The sequence below is a fragment of the Microbulbifer maximicatervae (SeqCode) genome, from assembly GCF_052468155.1.
In genome coordinates this window covers 2,714,794-2,732,475 of the sequence record NZ_CP174335.1, presented here as the reverse complement: position 1 = coordinate 2,732,475, position 17,682 = coordinate 2,714,794, and the positions used below count along the sequence as shown (strand labels likewise).

Below are 17,682 nucleotides of genomic sequence, written 5' to 3'. Positions count from 1 at the left end.
GGTCCTTAAGCTAACAAATACACATATCGTAGCAATTACATAATCTTGAACGCTAGGCACTGCCTTGTCTGTAAGAATATATGCAAAAAAAAGCAAAATACCTGATATAGGAAGCCCTATAGCTGTATATGCACTTAGCAGTACGTTTTTTGTTTCACTGTTCATTCTTCACCTCGAACAAAACGCTTAAATTAGGTACTTCTTAGGCGTCATCTGGGTTTACAGGTTGTATGAATTTACTTGATATTATTCTGCCTCTTAAACCTGCGCACCTTTGTGCGGATATTTTTCATTGGAGATGAGGTATTAAACTGGATCATCCTCCCAAGGGTGTAACTTTTATACCAACTGTGTCCATAAAGTTCATCATTGCTCAATGAGTCTACAAGCTTCAGTATTTTTTGTATTGTAAACTGGAATTCTGTCAGCAACTGTTTATAAGACCAATCCTTATAGGATGCATGAAAGTGCTGCGCTAGCTTCCCAAGCTCATTCCAGCTGTAACCTTTTTCTGGAAAATCTACTTCGAGATTATTTGCCCTAAGCTCATGCCATTTTAGGACAAGACTTCCCCAGCCGATCAGATATGAAATAGTATCAGAAACGCTTATTTCTGTGTTTTTTATATTACCTTCAACACCAATCTCCCTCGAAAGCTCCTTGGGAATCCCCATATAATCAGCAAATAAATTTTCATAAGAATTTTCAATCGAGGAGATTAATTCTTCTTTATTTTTCGAAATTGAAGACATAGCTATCAATGGTTACTCGATTACAGAGTATTTACATAACATTCGGACTTGCAGCGGGCGAAGCGTGGCGTAAGCCATTCGACCGCGATAGCGGCAAATAATATGTGCTTGCTCAGTGATTTAACACCCACCATCACCATCGCCTCCATCTCCACCACCTAAATTTCCTGAATATCCACTGCCAAGGTAAGCGCCAGAGCTAGAGCCCTGAGTTGTTCCAAACTTTACAATAAACCACAGCACACTGGAAATTAGGAAGCCAGTGAATACTAACGGGGCAAAAACTGAGTTAAGAAAATTTTCGGAAGTAAGATCGATCATATACCAAGATCCGACTAGGCCGAAAAAATTAATTATGAATGATTTCATTTTCCCCCCTTGTACCACTTAACACCTTGCACAGACCCGTAGGGCCGTAGGGCCGTAGACTCGCTGCCCATGATTGTTATTTCTGTATACACTCGCCGTCCAGATTGTAGCTTATTTTGCGCTTCACGCCATGAACTGGGACAGTCACACCTATTAATTCCCCAGGCACTAACTTGTATTTCATAAGAGCTTTTCTAGCCGCCTCATCAAATACGCCTTCAGGATAAGAATCTATGATTTTAACATTTTCAAAAAAACCACTAGGCATTACCGTCACTTCGAACTCGACCCACCCCTCTATGCAATTTTTAAGTGCCTCTAAAGGATAATTTGGCTTTACATAAATTATTGTTGCCGACGCAATTCCGGACATGAGAGAAATAGTGAGAGTAAATATTATTGGAATGCTCTTCATATTCTTATTCTTATTCTTATTCTTATTCTTATTCTTATTCTTATTCTTATTCTTATTCTTATTCTTATTCTTATTCTTATTCTTATTCTTATTCTCACAACGTTAAGATCAGCGGCGGCTTGCTTCGCGAACATTTAACATACATATTGGAGCGCAGCAACGGTATAAAAAACGCACAAAATAAAATGTCAGCTACATTGCCTTGTTAAGGCTTTTGCCTGCTAAACGTAAATTTATTGCCATTTTCTACCAGCCCTCTAAAGAAATCCTTATCAATCTCGGCAATATGAGCCTTTACTATATAAGAACCATCCAAGCGAAGAATGAGAGTGTTACCTATTAACTCCCAAGCTCCTTCAAAAGGTAAAACCAAACAGCCTAGTTTTGGATAGTTTGTACACTTAAAAGTGTTGTCATATCTAAACTCACACTCGTCCCAGCCTGACTCACCACCAAATGTGCCCCCACTCCTATCCTCCCAGGTGCCTACTAGATCCTGAGCTAAGCAAGTATTGCTACTTAGTAATAATAGAGTGACGAGCTTATTCATGGAGAACCTTAACACCTTTAATATGTGCGGTCGCGCAGCAAACGTCACATGTCTAACTTTATTATGTGCATTTACCTACTGCCTTAATTGAAAAATGTACTGTTCCTGCATGACTTGTCTTTTTATATAGGCACAGCTCTGAGCCTATTTTTACTTGGCCAGGAGAGCTTACCCCCACATGAGCTAAGTTGCCGTTAGCTAATTTGACCAAGAGCTTAGGCTCATTTCCAGTTTGGCTGCCACCATAAACCTGAGCATGCGCGACACCTGAAACAAGCTCAGTGCTTTTAGGAAAACCGACATACTGGAAGAGCACTCCAATTCCCAGCGTAACCAAGATTGCGAACAGAATGCCTTTGTGCTCGCAGTACCAGAGTTCAACTGTCGCAAATATGGCTCGTTTATCTCTCATAGTCTAGACAATGCTGCCATTGCTTGTTAGCTTTTTTACTGAAAGTCCCCATGAGCTTTTAAAATACCATTTTTCTTCAAAAGAAACAGCTTATCGATATAGTTGCCGTAAACTACTACAGCAGAACTTCCCTCTATTTTGTAGTAAGGCTCAGGGAACTCGATCTTCACTGGCTTGATCTTCGTGTTCTTATTATATGAGTGGGCATAGTCATAAGCGGCATATGGAAGCCACGCAGAGACTGGAACGAACATCACCTACTTGTTAGCCTTTGCCACCAAGCTCGAACTTCTGATGCAACTCATAGATTTGCTCCGTAAGGATATTATTACAATTCTGAACCGAAATCCGAGCGCCTGACTTATCTCCAATAACCACATATCTTACCCCGACTTGAAAGTCGTATTTGCACGTACAGGCTGTATCAAGCTTTAGATAGATTTTTTCAATTCTATTTCCATTAAGATCTTCGACCTTATCAAATAGAACTTCAATAGATTCTATTCTTTCTTCATGCCCCTTTTCTTGCGATACGATAGCCTTTCGATATTGAACCTCTCCACGAAAGGTAAAATTCGACTCTTCTATTCTTTCAGATAATGTTTTCTTCGTATATTCAATCCAGCAGCTTGCCAGCCCACTTGGTGAGCATATCAATAGAGCTAAGACTACTAAGAATTTATTCATGGCTTAGAGACGGCTTACTTTGGGCGCTTTGTGCGCGAAAATAGGAGCAAAGCAACTGCGCATAAAGTGCACAAAGTAAGACGTCGCCTTGCAGCGCTTTGTTAGGGCTAACCCCGGGCACTGCCTCTGTGCTTAAGCCAAAATCCAGAATGATGCTGTGCAACCGACAGCCCTAAGCAGAAACGCTCAATGTTCAGCTGTGATTTTGGAAACGTGAATTCACGCACGAACATCGATTGCAAGAGTACTAGCGCCGCCCCTATCTGGGTAGAAGACTCCGGCCCATGCCCGCCATTTATATAGCTGGGAAAAAAGTCCATCATTTCCCTGAAATGAAGGCGAGCCATTGCAACAGCAATTTGTGGGCTAACCATACTACCATTTTTGAAGCGGTTCTTTAGCTCTTCCAGATGCGACTTATTCTCCGAGACAATGAGGCACATACATGCGATTAAGTGCGAACGCCAATTCACATCAAGTAGCAGAGCTTCATAACCTGCATGTTCGGTTTCAAGCTCAGTAGCTAGAGCACTAAAGATAGAAAGATCACTTTCTACTTCAAATGGTTGAAAACTCAAATCAAGGGCCTTCAGGTAGAAGCTACCATCATTACTGAGCTCTTCTAACCTCTTAAATACGTTCATCTACCAATTGCCCTAACGGCCGGTTAATGGGCAAGCGCAGCAACGCGTAGCTTGTCCCAATGAAAGCTGCGTTTTTCGCAGCTGGAACGAATTGAACCGCTTATTATATTTATGCACTACCAAAGACACGAGCCACACACCGATTACAACCCCAGATTGAAGCCACCAACCCAAGGAAAAATAGAAAGCCAAGAAAAATACAAAGTGACTTTGTAACCATATCTAAAGGTCCTTCGCTTTGGGCTACCCAGTATACTCCATAGCCTCCGCCCACTAGGGCAATAAAGCTGAGTATAAAGAGTGTTGAACGCCCGCAGTTGCGGACGACTTGTAGCGACGAAGGAGCGGAAATGCGTTCCGACAACCTGCGCTTGTTATGTTTAATCGATGGTATATACAAGACCGCACCCTTTTGATTTTGCGTAATCTCTCGCTGACGTTAACAATTGTAAAAAATCGCTCGCACCAGATATTTTTAAACCTCTTAATTCAGAATTCGATAAATACCCTATTTTTGTCTATTTATTTCTCGTATCAAAATCAGCACCATAACCAGCAAATATGCGCCTGCCTGTTATGGAAAAAATATGCTCTATCTCTGATTCAGTGCAACACACATTTCCCAAACTTTCTGGGAACTCATGATGTTCACCATAAAAGTCAAATACATACTCAATAAACTTGTCGATATATCTAGCTTGCGTTACATCCATAGGTTCTAATTCTGAACCAAAATTTAAAGAGTCTACATAGTTCAACACTTCTTCAGACAGGCCATACCATAAGCTATCCCTGTAAAATTGGAGTAACTTACTGAGATTACCTTGTATCAGGCATTTCAAACCATCTGGAGAGCCAAGGTATATTTCAAAATATCTATTGACCATTCACCACCCAAGAAACATAACGCCCAAGCTCAGTGGAAACTTGAGGCTGGATTTGTATTGCGCGATCAGCGTAAAGTTAAAGCCAGGGTCAAGTTTTCCACTGCAGCTATTTGTCATGCTTTACTTGTTGACTGAGACATGAGAATAATTTGCATTACCCTCTAGTTTAAACTCACCGTCAGCACTATATACTCTTGCATATATAGGCCCATTGAAAGGCCCTCTCGCCGCAAGACGATGACAAAAAACTCCATCCTCACAACTGTCATGGATTAAATTCATTTCCTCAGTAATTGTTAGAAAATTTGCCCCCCACAATGTAAACACTTTTCTCCTGCTACCCGATTCATTTTCCAAGAAATGTAACTCTTTAGAATTTCTTGTGATTCTTTTACTGGTATATTACTACTACAGAACGGAACCTCTATTTCAACGCCATCTGAAACAGCCTTATAGATATACTCAAACTCTCTAATTGTTGGTATATCTTCCGCAACGGAAGCAGCCTCGCAATCAAAACACCAGACAGGTTTAATTATTACAGATATTAAATCTTTATATTCCAACCTATCCATCGATGATTCAATCTCAACCAACAAATAGTAGTAAACACGCCCAGGGCCATGAGGAAAAAAATGTTCTTCACCGCATTTAAAACATCTAATCGAATCGATATCATACAATTTGCGCAACTATTAATCCTCCAGAAGCATAACGGCCCAATAACGGGCTGGAACGCAGGAGCCGTTTTTGCGCTATTTCAGCACAAAAACGAGCGACGCAGTGGAGGTCCGAGCTAGCTTGCTGGCGGGCGTTAATTGGTTTGTTATGCATTTTCAGCCAGAAAAACTATTGATATAAGCTTCTATTTCTGACTCAATAGATTTCAAGCCATTTACACACGCACGTACTAAGTCTTTACCATCAGGGTTCCCCATCACCAACCATTCCTCCCGGTCAGCTTCCTCCACGGATTTGACGCCATTTACATTTAGCAACGATTCGTGAACAACCTTCTGCAATTTACTCTCAAGGGGTTCATCACGAACAAATTCTGCAGCATTTACAAATACGTACCATTCATCCTCATTATCTTCCTTGGAGGCAATTACACCGCTAATCTGAGGTTTCGAAGAACGATAAATTAGCTCAATGGCCCCATCTTCGTTATTTAACTCAATCTTTGAATCGTCGGTACCAGCACTCACTAATTCTGCTCCCGTGAAAAATAATAAAAATACTAAAGTAGTTATATATTTAGCCATTGCTCCTCTCAATACCGATGCGTAACGCCCGCAGCACGCGCGGTTTTATAGTGAAGGCGAAGCCGCAACGGAAAAGCCGTCGCCGTGCCTGCGCTTGTATGGTTGTTCTTGCCCGATTCTGATGTTGAAAATCCTTTTCGCTAACGGGTAAATTGAGACCCACCTTCGGCGGCCACCGAAGGCCTTGTTTATCACAGTTCGCTGCCTGGCCGGTTCGTAAAAGACCGATAACAAGTATGAACGTGATAAGCACTCACTAGGCATAACTCGAATAGTCATGTGGGCCTCGAGCCCGAATAGCAAGGCGGAGATAGCTTATCTTATGGAACCTCAAGAGATCAATGTCGGTGTCGATACCAGCAGTAAACAACTCGATATTTATGTGAGACCTACTGGCCAATTCTTTAGTGTTGCCAATGATAAAAATGGCATTAAGGATGCCATTAAACAATTGCAATATCTTAAACCTCAAAGAGTATTAATAGAGTCTACGGGAAGACTCGAATTAGAGTTTGTTTGCGCCGCTGACAAAGCAGGATTACCTGTTGTTGTTTGCAACCCTTCACAGATAAGAAGCTTCGCTAAATCCGCAGGGCGCCTCGCCAAAACTGACAAGCTAGATGCAATGGATATTGCACATTTTGGTGAGGCCATGAAGCCAAGGCTGTCGGTGCTAAAGCCAGAAAAGCTTAGGGAGATCAGTGACTTACTGGCGGTAAGAAGTCAGTGTTTAGAGATGAGCACAATGCAAAAGAATCGGCTTCAAAGGATGCCGAAATCAGTACACAAGCCTATCCAGACCATTCTAAACACCATCAAGAAGGAGATACAAGGTATCGACAAGCAACTGGATAAACTGGTTAACAGTGTGTCTGAGTGGCGGCAAAGGCGCGACCTATTGTTGAGTGCTAAAGGAGTCGGAAATGTATTGGCTTATACGTTGATGAGTGAACTTCCCGAGCTAGGAAAATTGAACCGTAAAGAAATCGCTGCACTTGTCGGTATCGCCCCGATGAACCGTGATAGCGGCAGCTTCCAGGGAAAGAGATATATTCGGGGTGGAAGGCATCGTGTACGAACGGTTTTGTTTGTTTCCATTATGTCGGCCATACAACATCATCCCAAACTAAAGCCGATGTATAAGCGGTTGGTCGACGCTGGCAAACCTAAAAAGGTCGCTCTGATTGCCTGCATGAGAAAGCAGATTACGATCCTGAATACGATGGTGAAAAATAACACTTACTGGGATGAAAGTATGATTTAAAAACTTGACGAGCAACCATAGTCACTTGTTAACTGTTTTGCTCTCTAATCATCGCTATCCTTTGGCAGATAGAATAATACAAAGACTTCTTCATACCCGACTCACTTCCCTTTGGTGGAGACCACGACAATCCCGAATCAATTGCGGACAAAAAGCAAAGCAAATTAATCGCTGCGACTGTTTTATAGAAGTTGATTGGCTTTCCGTAGTCTGCGTCAGCATACGCAGCATGTGTGATACCGTGCCTGTTAGTATTGTCATCATGTGGATACTGGGCAGAATCGGTGTACAGTTTCTTTGTTGCGAACTGCTCGAAAGAATTAATCATTGATTCTGCTTCTTCATATGCTCCCAGTTTTTTAGTAGTGACTTCTGTTTTGCAGCTTTCACATAAATTTTTTATTGTTTGCTTTATGTATTTATGCCCCACACACCTCTTCTCAGCCAGTCGCCTGGAAACCCCCTCCACCACGGGAATCAAAGTTGTTACTGCCGCATAATGCAGGCCAAGAAAATGGGCTTCCAGCCCATCGGCAAGAATTTTCATGTAGTCTTTTATAAAAGGCGTGGTCGAGTACTTCTCTATATAGAGATTTGCCATATTGGAAGGTGAATATATCTCCGCCAACATCATTTCTAAATCTGGCTGAGTAAGGCCACTCGGACTTTCAATATTTTTTCTTAGGATTTCATCCATTTGCCCCATGGTCACATAAGGAGGAATAAACCAACCAATTTTATCGAACTCAACAGACCAAGAATCAAGACTTCCCATGTCGACTACCTCGTACAGTTAACGCCGCTAGCAAGGGCAGCCGAAGCAACGCGTAGGCTGTCCAGCCCAGCCCCGGAGGGGTTGGGCGAGCTTGCCTAGCCTGGTTATGGCTGGCGCGCTCAGGACCGACTACTAGCACTTTGCCAGCCATAGTTTGGCTGGCCGCTGCCCAATATTTACGAGGGAAGAATACCGCACTTTCCCTAACCAATTCCTATCTTACTGGCAATCCGAGAAATTGCAGCGGACTGCCTCTTTTTACAACACCCGAGCGAACACTCTTGGAGCGAAACTGCCTGAATAGCAATCAGTAAAATTGCTCAATACCAGATGCTATTTAGTGGCACGAAACCTTCAGTTACCACGAAAAATCAATAAAACCGATCGCCACAATAACGCCTACTTAAGCGGAAAATATAGTTGGCTAAAATGTTGAACGGAGTGAAAGCAGCCAACTGTATTTTTTCCGCTTGAAGTTCTTGTTAGCTCCATGCTTTCACTTGATAAAAATGATTAAATATTTCTAGTGATGCAAACGAATCTAGGTACTCTTTATACTCAGGAGCTTTTTGAAGAATTTTAACTTGTTTAGCTGCTTCTTCAGCGAATTCAAGAGACTCCCAACGTACAAAATCCATGAAAACATTTTTACTTCGACTACTTTGATAAAATTCATAACTAATAAAACCTTCAAAGCCCATCACAAGCTTGCGAAATTTCTCAATAGCTGTATTTACATAAACACTATTCATTTCTGGCTTTACTGTGTACACAACCAACTCTACAATTTCATTCGGTTTTTCTAGATTCACAACACATCCTCTGATAATGGAGCTAACGCCGCTAGCAAGGGCAGCCGAAGCAACGCGTAGGCTGTCCAGCCCAGCCCCGAAGGGGTTGGGCGAGCTTGCCTAGCCTGGTTATGGTTGGCGCGCTCGGGACCGACTACTAGTACTTTGCCAGCCATAGTTTGGCTGGCCACTGCCCAATATTTACGAGGGAAGAACACAGCACTTCCCCCAACCAATTCCTACCTTATTGGCACTCCACGAAATTGCACCGGGCTGCCTCTTTTTACAACAACCGAGCGAACACTCTAGGAGCGAAACTACTTGAATAGCAATCAGTAAAATTGCTCAACACTGAATGCTATTTAGTGGCACTAAGCTTTCAGTTGCCACGTAAAATCAATAAAACTGACCGCCACAATAACGCTCAGCACACGGGCGGCCGAAATGAAGCGAAGCGCAATGTAGGCCGTCCTGCCCGGCGTCTTTTGCCGGGCATTCGTGCTGCTGCTTGTTAAGTTTTACTGGTACCACTTTACGCCCTTGGTTTTATTCTTGTGTTCAACTGAATACAGATGCTCAATGGTTCCCTTGTATTCACCATGTTGAAACACGAGACGAACGTAACTACGATCATCTGGTGATACCGGTAGTTGCAAATAAAGAATATCATTTGCGCTACCCAATACGAATACTTGGCCAAGATCAATATATGTTACCGGCTTAAAATCTATTTTTGGTATTTGGATTTCTTTGCCGCCTAGCTCAAAACTCACTCCCTCAAGTTTATAGTGAACTCTGTGCGGGTAAGTCGATATCTCTACACTTGAAACCTCCAAGCTCGCCTTATAACTCAGGCCTCTAAATTCGCCAGACATACCAACATGTGTAATGGGGCGAGCCACATCCTCTACTGCATTAGCGGAAAAAGAAACCAAGAATATTAAAACTAAAAATTTACGCATAATCTGATTAAAACTTAACGCCCCAAGCTGCGGCGCGCAGCGTCCGACAGCCTTGGCTTGTTATATTTTTTCATGCTTAGTTGTAAATTCTTCTATCGACTTTGTAGTGCTATCGGGAAGCATACTAACAGTAGTGGTTATAGCTTCAACAACAGTGTTATATGCCCATGCTGCAACTGATGGCTGGCTGACAGTATAACTCCATACAGGAGGCATTTTTTCAGATGGCCTATGAATCAACCCTCTTTCAACAAGAAAGCTAGTAAAAGGGTGCAATGAATATACGGCATCAGGGTCAGCGCCAAAGTCGCCCGTTGATTCAGGCTTTCTATGTACTAGAGCATTCCTAAGCTTGATCAGCATACTTATATCTTGAAAGTACTTAGAGCCCTTATCTGCTTTCTCCCCGGATAAGCAAAAATGTATAAGTTCAATTTTGCTTTGCAAAGAATTCTTATTTTTCTCATATTCCCCTAGAAGAAAGCCTAAATTCTTCAACTCTTCTATCGGTTCATGCCTCTGAAAATCAGATACCCGATGAGATAACTCATTTACGTAACACTCCAATGTCATTGCAGAGAGCATTATAGAGACTGACGCCTCCCATGATTCATCTTTAGATCTCTCATAAGCCTTCTTGGCAAGCATTAGTATATGCCCATGATGATAAAGCAATTTCTACTCCGATCTTGGAAAGTTGAAAATATAACGTCGCTAGCAAGGGCAGCCGAAGCAACGCGTAGGCTGTCCAGCCCAGCCCCGAAGGGGTTGAGCGAGCTTGCCTAGCCTGGTTATGGCTGGCGCGCTCGGGACCGACTACTAGCACTTTGCCAGCCATAGTTTGGCTGGCCGCTGCCCAATATTTACGAGGGAAGAATACCGCACTTTCCCTAACCAATTCCTATCTTACTGGCAATCCGCGAAATTGCAGCGGACTGCCTTTTTTTACAACACCCGAGCGAACACTCTTGGAGCGAAACTGCCTGAATAGCAATCAGTAAAATTGCTCAATACCAGATGCTATTTAGTGGCACGAAACCTTCAGTTACCGCGAAAAATCAATAAAACCGACCGCCACAATAACGCCTCAATAACCCGCAGCTGAAACATAGCGAAGCGGCGTGTAAGCTGTCGGGCGCCGAAGGCGCGTAGTTAATTGACTTGTATGGTTGTTCTTGCCCGATTCTGATGTTGAAAATCCTTTTCGTTAACGGGTAAATTGAGACCCACCTTCGGCGGCCACCGAAGGCCTTGTTTATCACAGTTCGCTGCTTGGCTGGTTCGTAAAAGACCGATAACAAGTATGAACGTGATAAGCACTCACTAGGCATAACTCGGATAGTCATGTGGGCCTCGAGCCCGAATAGCAAGGCGGAGATAGCTTATCTTATGGAACCTCAAGAGATCAATGTCGGTATCGATACCAGCAGTAAACAACTCGATATTTATGTGAGACCTACTGGCCAGTTCTTTAGTGTTGCCAATGATAAAAATGGCATTAAAGATGCCATTAAACAACTACAACCTCTTAAACCTCAAAGAGTATTAATAGAGTCTACGGGAAGGCTCGAGTTAGAGTTTGTTTGCGCCGCCGACAAAGCCGGATTACCTATTGTTGTTTGCAATCCTTCGCAGATAAGGAGCTTCGCTAAATCTGCAGGGCGCCTCGCCAAAACTGACAAGCTAGATGCAATGGATATTGCACATTTTGGTGAGGCCATGAAGCCAGGGCTGTCGGTGCTAAAACCAGAAAAGCTTAGGGCGATCAGTGACTTACTGGCTGTAAGAAGTCAGTGTTTAGAGATGAGTACAATGCAAAAGAATCGGCTTCAGAGGATGCCGAAATCAGTACACAAACCTATCCAGACCATTCTAAACACCATCAAGAAAGAGTTACAAGGTATCGACAAGCAACTGGAAAAACTGGTTAACAGTGTGTCCGAGTGGCGGCAAAGGCGTGACCTATTGTTGAGTGCCAAAGGGGTCGGAAATGTATTGGCCTATACGTTAATGAGTGAACTTCCTGAGCTAGGACAATTGAACCGTAAAGAAATCGCTGCACTTGTCGGTATCGCCCCGATGAACCGTGATAGCGGCAACTTCCAGGGCAAACGATATATTCGAGGTGGAAGGCATCGCGTACGCACGGTTCTTTTTGTTTCCATCATGTCGGCCATACAACATCATCCCAAACTAAAGCCCATGTATAAGCGATTAGTCGACGCTGGCAAACCTAAAAAGGTTGCTCTGGTTGCCTGCATGAGAAAGCAGATTACGATCCTGAATACAATGGTGAAAAACAACACCTACTGGGATGAAAGTATGGCTTAAAAACTTGACGAGTAACCATAGTCACTTGTTATGAGCTTCGGTACTCACCTATTACCTCGATTTTCCCAACAATATTTTTATTAAGATCTTCCAGATCTTCAGCGGGCACCCACCATTCAGTATGTGACTTAGCACCCACGCATTTTATGGGGTATTTTTCCATGAAGGACTTAACTACCTCAAACTTTGTTACGTAGCCTGCACCGAAATCGGTGATATTCCACTGTGTTAAGGCAATCGCATACTCTTCGTTTGTAACCGGATAAAAAATGGGTTGTTCTGGCAAGCGAGGTGGCCATTTCTTATAGCCTGATTCCTTAACTAGTTCTAACTCTTTTTCTCCGGTTGGCCTATAGCAAGTAACAGTTTCCATGCATTAAATCTCAGTACTCATAACGTTGCCAACAGGGGCGGCCGGAGCGTTTGCGTGCGAAGCGCGCCGCGTAGGCTGTCCAGCCTAGCCCCACAGGGGCTGGGCGAGCCTGCTTGGCCTAGTTATGGGGCCCCATTGTATAATAAGTAACCCTGAATTATCCCATAAAATAACACGCCCACAACAACACTACTTGGGACATAGTAACGAGCATTATTTACCGGTAAAGCCGCAGTCAATAATGCTGAACAAACCGCTGAAACCACAGCAACACCAAACCAATTTCCCTTTAACCCTGGTAAAACCGCCCAAAGTACATATGCCATGGGAATCAAGCTTGAAGCAAAAAGACAAACCATGAATTTCCACAGATATACACTTAATTTTTGGTCTTTGTGAATTTGGCTCAAGTTCTAGCCCTATAACGTTGCCAGCAAGGGCAGCCGAAGCGAAGCGTAGGCTGTCCAGCCCAGCCCTCGGCTGGGCGATCTTGCCTGGCTTGGTTATAAACCGAATTACGCACTTGCTTGGCTACTATTACTAATATCTCGTTTGAACATCAAGACCACCACATACACAAGTCCGAACACGGGAACAATTGAGAGTGCAACGCCGATAAACGCTGCAAGTATTGGAGTTTCCGTCTTCCTGCGCCCAAGGTAGTAACTGATAATGCCGATAAAAATTGCAAAGATAGTAATAAACTGACCGATCAATGAAATATTAATGTTCACTCAGGTAATTCCCTTTAGGTTTATAACGTTAAGCTTTGGGGCGGCTGGAACGCAGTGTAAGCCGTCCCAGCCACGATAGTGGCGACAACAGCGCCTTGTTAAGTGTTTTACTAACCCTAAATATTTGGTGGAACTAGCCCTGGAGGAAGTTCTTTAAAATAGAATATCTCATATTCAAATTTACCACCAAATTGATTAGCTAGTTTAATATCTCTTGTTAGATTTTCCTCTGGATTGAAAGATGATCTCTTACATGAACCACACATATACCAAATTAAGCCATCTTTACTCGAAACGTTAATAGAACACTTACAATCTTTGCATTCTGCTGCCACTACACCATCACTGCAAATAGTGACAATAATATCCTTTTGCTCCTTCATTTTTTCTATTAGTGCTTCGAGTGGCACACTCTTAGTAATGACCCTTGGATCTTTTCTATTTAATAGTTTGTTCTTTAGCCAACTTATCATTATTAATTATATGCTCTGATTATTTACACTTAACAGTTAATTCAAAAGCAGCGTCTATATATCACCCTTCTATATAATTCTACCGCCCTCAATCAAAGTCCGCTTAAAAACCCAATAAAATCAAAAAAATACATTGAGTGTCACGAAACGAAACAAGTAGATATAAAGCAGCGTCTTTATAATTTCGCGCTCTCCCTGCTTTATATCATTTTTCACATCCTTTAAAAATCAACAAGTTATAGAATTTTCCCCAGAAATAGGAGCAGCGTCTTTTGAATTCTGATATACGAAGCAGGACTTAGTTATCAGTACTGTATTTCATCAGCCTACTATGCACATATGTACCAGCTGGAGGGATGCGCTACCGCGTAAAGAATTGGCTTGCTTTGTACTCGACCTTACTGAGTCAGGAATCTTTTTTGTTGAGATCAGCAGCAGATTCATTAGAGCAAAGAAAAGTGACGATCCCTACCTCAAAGACGAAAACGTCCCGCTTCCCTACAAGGCTCTCATAAAATCACAGGGTCGCTGCTGGCCATTTCACTTGCAGTTGATAAGCCATCCATAGTGGTTTGCCCCCCACTCTGCTATTCTGCGCCCCCTATAAAGAAGCCCTTCGAACTTTAGCCTGGACCTTTCTGTTCAGATCTATCCCGATTGCATGCTTCAAGAACATCAGGTTTGGGCTTGCCGTTCATTATTTGATCGAACGCTTCTGCTTATTAAGCCCCCGAGGAAACCTGCCCCCTACCCCAATCTGAGCCGGCCGCCACTCCTGCGGGGCTCTTGGGGTTTGCGAACACTTTTGTAACTTACTGATTTTCTTAGAGAAAAATGCCAAAAACCGCAAACAAGACCAAGGCCGCGAAACCCGAACACACCCCCATGATGCAACAATACATGCGCATCAAGGCCCAGCATCCCCAAGAGCTGGTGTTCTACCGCATGGGGGACTTTTACGAGCTGTTCTTTGATGATGCCAAGAAGGCGGCTGAGCTGTTGGATGTCACCCTTACTGCCCGTGGCAAGTCCGGGGGTGAGCCTATACCCATGGCCGGTATTCCATACCATGCAGCTGAGGGCTACTTGGCGCGGCTGATTAAAGCTGGTGTTTCCGTTGCCATTTGTGAACAAATCGGTGATCCCGCCACCAGCAAGGGGCCGGTTGAACGCCAGGTAGTGCGTATTGTTACCCCTGGTACGGTTACCGACGAGGCACTTCTCAACGATCGCCGCGATAACCTCCTGGCTGCTATTTCACACTTGGGCGATGTATTTGGCCTGGCACTGCTGGACCTGGCAACCGGTCGTTTTGTGGTTCAGGAAACAGATACTCTGGAAGCCCTGACCGAGCAGGTGCAGCGCCACAATCCCGCTGAACTGCTTGCGCCGGAAGACCTTAGCCTGCCGGTTGAAATCGAGCGCCGCGCGGGCGTGCGCCGCCGCGCACCTTGGGAGTTCGAGCTGGAGAGCGCTTTGCGTCTGCTCAACCAGCAATTCGGCACCATGAACCTGGAGGCCTTTGGTTGTAGCCATATGCACGGTGCTGTTATCGCTGCCGGCTGTTTGCTGCAATACGCACGGGACACCCAGCGTACCGAGCTGCCCCATATTCGCGGCCTGCTGACGGAAAGTGGTAATGAGACAGTCGCCTTGGATGGTGCCAGCCGCCGCAATCTGGAGATTGATCTGAACCTGAACGGTGGCGATGACAATACCCTATTGTCGGTCTTCGATAGCTGTAAAACCGCTATGGGTAGCCGCTTATTGCGCCGCTGGTTCAACAACCCCCTGCGCCAGCTGACCACCTTGCGCAACCGCCAGGATGCCATCGCAGCGTTAATTGCCGATTATGGCTTTGAGCCTCTGCGTGATGCCCTCAAACCTGTAGGCGATATGGAGCGAATCCTGGGCCGTTTGGCACTGCGCTCTGCACGCCCTCGGGATTTGGCTCGCCTGGGCCAGTCCCTAGCTCAATTCCCGGAAATCCAGCAACAGTTGGCAGAATCTGACGCAACTTTATTGAGTGAGTTGTGCAGCCAGATCGGCGAGTGGCCTGAAACAGTAGAGCTTCTGCAAGATGCCATTATTGAAAACCCTCCGGTAGTAATTCGCGACGGTGGCGTTATTGCTACCGGCTACGACGAAGAACTGGACGAGCTGCGCGCTATCAGTGAAAACGCCGGCGATTACCTGGTGCAACTAGAGCAGCGGGAAAAAGAGCGCACCGGTATCCCCACCCTTAAGGTGGGTTACAACCGGGTGCACGGCTACTTTATTGAAATCAGTCGCGGGCAAAGCGATAAGGCGCCAGCTGAATATATTCGCCGCCAGACCCTGAAAAATGCAGAGCGCTTCATTACTCCCGAGCTAAAGGAGTTTGAAGACAAGGCGCTCTCCGCCAAGAGCCGCGCGCTAGCTCGTGAAAAGGCATTGTACGAAGAGCTGATCAATCAGTTGAATGAGTCCCTGGCAGAGCTCCAAGCCGCTGCTGCGGGTATCTCCGAATTAGACGTGCTGGCATGCTTGGCCGAGCGCGCTGACGATTTGCGCCTGTGCCGTCCCGAACTGGGCACTGAGCCTGGTCTGCATATTACCGGCGGGCGCCACCCGGTGGTGGAGCAGGTATTGGACGAGCCCTTTGTGGCCAACGATATTGAGTTGCACGACGACCGCCGCATGTTGGTGATTACCGGTCCAAACATGGGCGGTAAATCTACCTATATGCGCCAGACAGCATTGATTGCCCTGTTGGCCCACTGTGGCAGTTACGTACCCGCCGACAGTGCCCAGATCGGCTTGCTCGATCGTATCTTCACTCGCATCGGCAGTGCCGATGACCTGGCCGGTGGCCGCTCCACCTTTATGGTGGAAATGACCGAGACCGCCAATATCCTGCGCAATGCCACCGAGCACAGTTTGGTACTGATGGATGAGATTGGCCGCGGTACCAGCACTTACGACGGTCTGTCCCTGGCCTGGGCCTGTGCCCACTATCTGGCAGGGGAAGTGCGCGCCTTTACGTTGTTCGCCACCCATTACTTTGAACTGACTGACCTGCCCAACCAGTGCTCTGAAGCCGCCAACATCCACTTGGATGCCACCGAGCACGGCGAGGGAATTGTCTTCCTGCACCGCATCCAGGAAGGGCCCGCCTCTAAGAGTTACGGGTTGCAGGTGGCCAAACTGGCCGGTATCCCCAGTGATGTATTGACCGAGGCCCGCGCGCGCTTGGCAGCATTGGAAGCCGGCGCCCAGTCAGTGGATGTGCCAGCTCCTATCGCTGCGCCTGCACCGGCCCCCAAACAGGAGCCGGAAGAAGCCGCTGTGCCAATGGCCGCAGGCCCTGGTTCCCCCCAGCAGGTAGATCTGTTTGGCAGCCCGAGCCACCCGGCCGTGGATGCCCTTGAGGAGCTTGATCCAGACGATTTGACGCCACGCCAGGCACTGGAAGCGCTCTATTCTTTACGCAAGTTACTGAAGTAAAAGACCGGGCGACCCTGGTCGCCCAATTCATCCTGTTATAAACAGTGAACTAAATCGACTGAAAAGCCACTACAATTCGCGCCAGTAATTGATAAAATCCGCTGCACGAAGAATTCAGTGGCACTATCGAGGGACAAACATGACATTCGTAATTGGGGAAAACTGCATTAAGTGTAAATACACCGACTGTGTAGAGGTTTGCCCGGTAGACTGTTTTTACGAAGGCCCCAACTTCCTGGTAATTCACCCAGACGAGTGTATCGACTGCGCCCTGTGTGAGCCGGAGTGCCCCGCCAACGCGATTTTCTCTGAGGATGAGGTTCCGGACGATCAGCAGGAATTTATCGAGTTGAACGCAGAACTCGCCGAGGTATGGCCCAATATTACTGAGAAGAAAGACCCATTACCGGATGCCGAGGAGTGGGACGGCAAGAAGGGCAAGCTGGACCAGCTGGAGCGCTAAACAAGTTCAAAGAAAAAAAGCCGTCATTGACGGCTTTTTTTCTATCTGT

The 17,682-nt window shown here is 45.3% G+C and carries 23 protein-coding genes; 4 read left to right on the top strand and 19 right to left on the bottom strand.

The annotated features are described in order from the left end of the window. Positions 1 to 236: 236 nt before the first annotated feature. The 11 genes from ACJJIY_RS11785 to ACJJIY_RS11735 all read right to left on the bottom strand — a co-directional run bounded on the left by ACJJIY_RS11785 (position 237) and on the right by ACJJIY_RS11735 (position 5,981). Positions 237 to 752 (bottom strand): ClbS/DfsB family four-helix bundle protein, encoded by a 516-nt coding sequence (locus ACJJIY_RS11785; protein WP_445359664.1) that lies wholly within the window; start codon positions 750 to 752, stop codon positions 237 to 239. Positions 753 to 872: 120 nt separating this feature from the next. Further along, positions 873 to 1,121, bottom strand: coding sequence for a hypothetical protein (locus ACJJIY_RS11780; RefSeq protein ID WP_445357977.1), 249 nt, complete (start codon positions 1,119 to 1,121; stop codon positions 873 to 875). 76 nt (positions 1,122 to 1,197) lie between these two features. Beyond that, positions 1,198 to 1,536, bottom strand: a complete 339-nt coding sequence (locus tag ACJJIY_RS11775) for an energy transducer TonB (RefSeq protein WP_445357976.1) — start codon at positions 1,534 to 1,536, stop codon at positions 1,198 to 1,200. Positions 1,537 to 1,741: 205 nt separating this feature from the next. Further along, on the bottom strand, positions 1,742 to 2,086 hold the full coding sequence (locus ACJJIY_RS11770; protein WP_445357975.1) for a lipocalin-like domain-containing protein: 345 nt from the start codon (positions 2,084 to 2,086) through the stop codon (positions 1,742 to 1,744). Positions 2,087 to 2,147: 61 nt separating this feature from the next. Beyond that, positions 2,148 to 2,498: a hypothetical protein gene (locus ACJJIY_RS11765; RefSeq protein WP_445357974.1), complete on the bottom strand. Its 351-nt coding sequence runs from the start codon at positions 2,496 to 2,498 to the stop codon at positions 2,148 to 2,150. Positions 2,499 to 2,533: 35 nt separating this feature from the next. Then, positions 2,534 to 2,668: a hypothetical protein gene (locus ACJJIY_RS11760; protein ID WP_445357973.1), complete on the bottom strand. Its 135-nt coding sequence runs from the start codon at positions 2,666 to 2,668 to the stop codon at positions 2,534 to 2,536. A 94-nt stretch (positions 2,669 to 2,762) separates the two neighbouring features. Next, on the bottom strand, positions 2,763 to 3,185 hold the full coding sequence (locus ACJJIY_RS11755) for a hypothetical protein (protein WP_444932601.1): 423 nt from the start codon (positions 3,183 to 3,185) through the stop codon (positions 2,763 to 2,765). 107 nt (positions 3,186 to 3,292) lie between these two features. Beyond that, complete coding sequence (locus ACJJIY_RS11750) at positions 3,293 to 3,829, bottom strand: hypothetical protein (protein WP_445357972.1); 537 nt, start codon at positions 3,827 to 3,829, stop codon at positions 3,293 to 3,295. A 518-nt stretch (positions 3,830 to 4,347) separates the two neighbouring features. Further along, the gene (locus tag ACJJIY_RS11745) at positions 4,348 to 4,716 is read right to left on the bottom strand and encodes a hypothetical protein (RefSeq protein WP_445357971.1); all 369 of its coding nucleotides are present in this window, start codon (positions 4,714 to 4,716) and stop codon (positions 4,348 to 4,350) included. Between the two features lie 296 nt (positions 4,717 to 5,012). Continuing rightward, a complete protein-coding gene (locus ACJJIY_RS11740; protein ID WP_445357970.1) occupies positions 5,013 to 5,408 on the bottom strand; it encodes a hypothetical protein in 396 nt (131 codons plus the stop codon). Positions 5,409 to 5,552: 144 nt separating this feature from the next. After that, positions 5,553 to 5,981 carry a hypothetical protein gene (locus ACJJIY_RS11735; RefSeq protein ID WP_445357969.1) on the bottom strand — a complete coding sequence of 143 codons (429 nt, stop codon included), beginning with the start codon at positions 5,979 to 5,981 and terminating at the stop codon, positions 5,553 to 5,555. A gap of 322 nt (positions 5,982 to 6,303) precedes the next feature. Here ACJJIY_RS11735 and ACJJIY_RS11730 point away from each other — a divergent pair, with 322 nt between their 5' ends. Then, complete coding sequence (locus tag ACJJIY_RS11730) at positions 6,304 to 7,245, top strand: IS110 family RNA-guided transposase (RefSeq protein WP_445357968.1); 942 nt, start codon at positions 6,304 to 6,306, stop codon at positions 7,243 to 7,245. Positions 7,246 to 7,273: 28 nt separating this feature from the next. On the opposite strand, the gene ACJJIY_RS11725 is transcribed toward ACJJIY_RS11730, so the two are convergent. The 4 genes from ACJJIY_RS11725 to ACJJIY_RS11710 all read right to left on the bottom strand — a co-directional run bounded on the left by ACJJIY_RS11725 (position 7,274) and on the right by ACJJIY_RS11710 (position 10,421). After that, the gene (locus ACJJIY_RS11725) at positions 7,274 to 8,020 is read right to left on the bottom strand and encodes a hypothetical protein (RefSeq protein ID WP_445357967.1); all 747 of its coding nucleotides are present in this window, start codon (positions 8,018 to 8,020) and stop codon (positions 7,274 to 7,276) included. 482 nt (positions 8,021 to 8,502) lie between these two features. Beyond that, entirely contained in the window at positions 8,503 to 8,832 is a 330-nt protein-coding gene (locus ACJJIY_RS11720) for an antibiotic biosynthesis monooxygenase family protein (protein ID WP_445357966.1), read from the bottom strand. Between the two features lie 497 nt (positions 8,833 to 9,329). After that, positions 9,330 to 9,773, bottom strand: coding sequence for a hypothetical protein (locus ACJJIY_RS11715; RefSeq protein ID WP_445357965.1), 444 nt, complete (start codon positions 9,771 to 9,773; stop codon positions 9,330 to 9,332). Positions 9,774 to 9,833: 60 nt separating this feature from the next. After that, positions 9,834 to 10,421 (bottom strand): hypothetical protein, encoded by a 588-nt coding sequence (locus ACJJIY_RS11710; protein WP_445357964.1) that lies wholly within the window; start codon positions 10,419 to 10,421, stop codon positions 9,834 to 9,836. A gap of 741 nt (positions 10,422 to 11,162) precedes the next feature. On the opposite strand from ACJJIY_RS11710, the gene ACJJIY_RS11705 reads away from it, so the two are divergent. Next, a complete protein-coding gene (locus ACJJIY_RS11705; RefSeq protein ID WP_444894991.1) occupies positions 11,163 to 12,104 on the top strand; it encodes an IS110 family RNA-guided transposase in 942 nt (313 codons plus the stop codon). Positions 12,105 to 12,132: 28 nt separating this feature from the next. Here ACJJIY_RS11705 and ACJJIY_RS11700 read toward each other — a convergent pair whose 3' ends face one another. The 4 genes from ACJJIY_RS11700 to ACJJIY_RS11685 form a co-directional block, all read right to left on the bottom strand. Continuing rightward, positions 12,133 to 12,477, bottom strand: coding sequence for a hypothetical protein (locus ACJJIY_RS11700; protein WP_020411209.1), 345 nt, complete (start codon positions 12,475 to 12,477; stop codon positions 12,133 to 12,135). A gap of 122 nt (positions 12,478 to 12,599) precedes the next feature. Beyond that, the gene (locus ACJJIY_RS11695; protein WP_444896935.1) at positions 12,600 to 12,887 is read right to left on the bottom strand and encodes a hypothetical protein; all 288 of its coding nucleotides are present in this window, start codon (positions 12,885 to 12,887) and stop codon (positions 12,600 to 12,602) included. Positions 12,888 to 12,992: 105 nt separating this feature from the next. Further along, positions 12,993 to 13,211, bottom strand: a complete 219-nt coding sequence (locus ACJJIY_RS11690; RefSeq protein ID WP_444912471.1) for a hypothetical protein — start codon at positions 13,209 to 13,211, stop codon at positions 12,993 to 12,995. A gap of 116 nt (positions 13,212 to 13,327) precedes the next feature. Beyond that, entirely contained in the window at positions 13,328 to 13,684 is a 357-nt protein-coding gene (locus ACJJIY_RS11685) for a hypothetical protein (RefSeq protein WP_445357963.1), read from the bottom strand. Positions 13,685 to 14,518: 834 nt separating this feature from the next. On the opposite strand from ACJJIY_RS11685, the gene mutS reads away from it, so the two are divergent. Both mutS and fdxA read left to right on the top strand, forming a co-directional pair. Next, a complete protein-coding gene (gene mutS / locus ACJJIY_RS11680) occupies positions 14,519 to 17,170 on the top strand; it encodes a DNA mismatch repair protein MutS (protein WP_445357962.1) in 2,652 nt (883 codons plus the stop codon). A gap of 139 nt (positions 17,171 to 17,309) precedes the next feature. Next, the gene (fdxA, locus tag ACJJIY_RS11675; protein WP_108732342.1) at positions 17,310 to 17,633 is read left to right on the top strand and encodes a ferredoxin FdxA; all 324 of its coding nucleotides are present in this window, start codon (positions 17,310 to 17,312) and stop codon (positions 17,631 to 17,633) included. Positions 17,634 to 17,682: the final 49 nt, after the last annotated feature.

What these genes read in the sequence shown, in the direction of transcription:
- ACJJIY_RS11785 (WP_445359664.1), bottom strand. Translation starts at nt 752, where the DNA reads ATGTCTTCAATTTCGAAAAATAAAGAAGAATTAATCTCCTCGATTGAA.
- ACJJIY_RS11780 (WP_445357977.1), bottom strand. Translation starts at nt 1,121, where the DNA reads ATGAAATCATTCATAATTAATTTTTTCGGCCTAGTCGGATCTTGGTAT.
- ACJJIY_RS11775 (WP_445357976.1), bottom strand. Translation starts at nt 1,536, where the DNA reads ATGAAGAGCATTCCAATAATATTTACTCTCACTATTTCTCTCATGTCC.
- ACJJIY_RS11770 (WP_445357975.1), bottom strand. Translation starts at nt 2,086, where the DNA reads ATGAATAAGCTCGTCACTCTATTATTACTAAGTAGCAATACTTGCTTA.
- ACJJIY_RS11765 (WP_445357974.1), bottom strand. Translation starts at nt 2,498, where the DNA reads ATGAGAGATAAACGAGCCATATTTGCGACAGTTGAACTCTGGTACTGC.
- ACJJIY_RS11755 (WP_444932601.1), bottom strand. Translation starts at nt 3,185, where the DNA reads ATGAATAAATTCTTAGTAGTCTTAGCTCTATTGATATGCTCACCAAGT.
- ACJJIY_RS11750 (WP_445357972.1), bottom strand. Translation starts at nt 3,829, where the DNA reads ATGAACGTATTTAAGAGGTTAGAAGAGCTCAGTAATGATGGTAGCTTC.
- ACJJIY_RS11745 (WP_445357971.1), bottom strand. Translation starts at nt 4,716, where the DNA reads ATGGTCAATAGATATTTTGAAATATACCTTGGCTCTCCAGATGGTTTG.
- ACJJIY_RS11735 (WP_445357969.1), bottom strand. Translation starts at nt 5,981, where the DNA reads ATGGCTAAATATATAACTACTTTAGTATTTTTATTATTTTTCACGGGA.
- ACJJIY_RS11730 (WP_445357968.1), top strand. Translation starts at nt 6,304, where the DNA reads ATGGAACCTCAAGAGATCAATGTCGGTGTCGATACCAGCAGTAAACAA.
- ACJJIY_RS11725 (WP_445357967.1), bottom strand. Translation starts at nt 8,020, where the DNA reads ATGGGAAGTCTTGATTCTTGGTCTGTTGAGTTCGATAAAATTGGTTGG.
- ACJJIY_RS11715 (WP_445357965.1), bottom strand. Translation starts at nt 9,773, where the DNA reads ATGCGTAAATTTTTAGTTTTAATATTCTTGGTTTCTTTTTCCGCTAAT.
- ACJJIY_RS11710 (WP_445357964.1), bottom strand. Translation starts at nt 10,421, where the DNA reads ATGCTTGCCAAGAAGGCTTATGAGAGATCTAAAGATGAATCATGGGAG.
- ACJJIY_RS11705 (WP_444894991.1), top strand. Translation starts at nt 11,163, where the DNA reads ATGGAACCTCAAGAGATCAATGTCGGTATCGATACCAGCAGTAAACAA.
- ACJJIY_RS11700 (WP_020411209.1), bottom strand. Translation starts at nt 12,477, where the DNA reads ATGGAAACTGTTACTTGCTATAGGCCAACCGGAGAAAAAGAGTTAGAA.
- ACJJIY_RS11685 (WP_445357963.1), bottom strand. Translation starts at nt 13,684, where the DNA reads ATGATAAGTTGGCTAAAGAACAAACTATTAAATAGAAAAGATCCAAGG.
- mutS (WP_445357962.1), top strand. Translation starts at nt 14,519, where the DNA reads ATGCCAAAAACCGCAAACAAGACCAAGGCCGCGAAACCCGAACACACC.
- fdxA (WP_108732342.1), top strand. Translation starts at nt 17,310, where the DNA reads ATGACATTCGTAATTGGGGAAAACTGCATTAAGTGTAAATACACCGAC.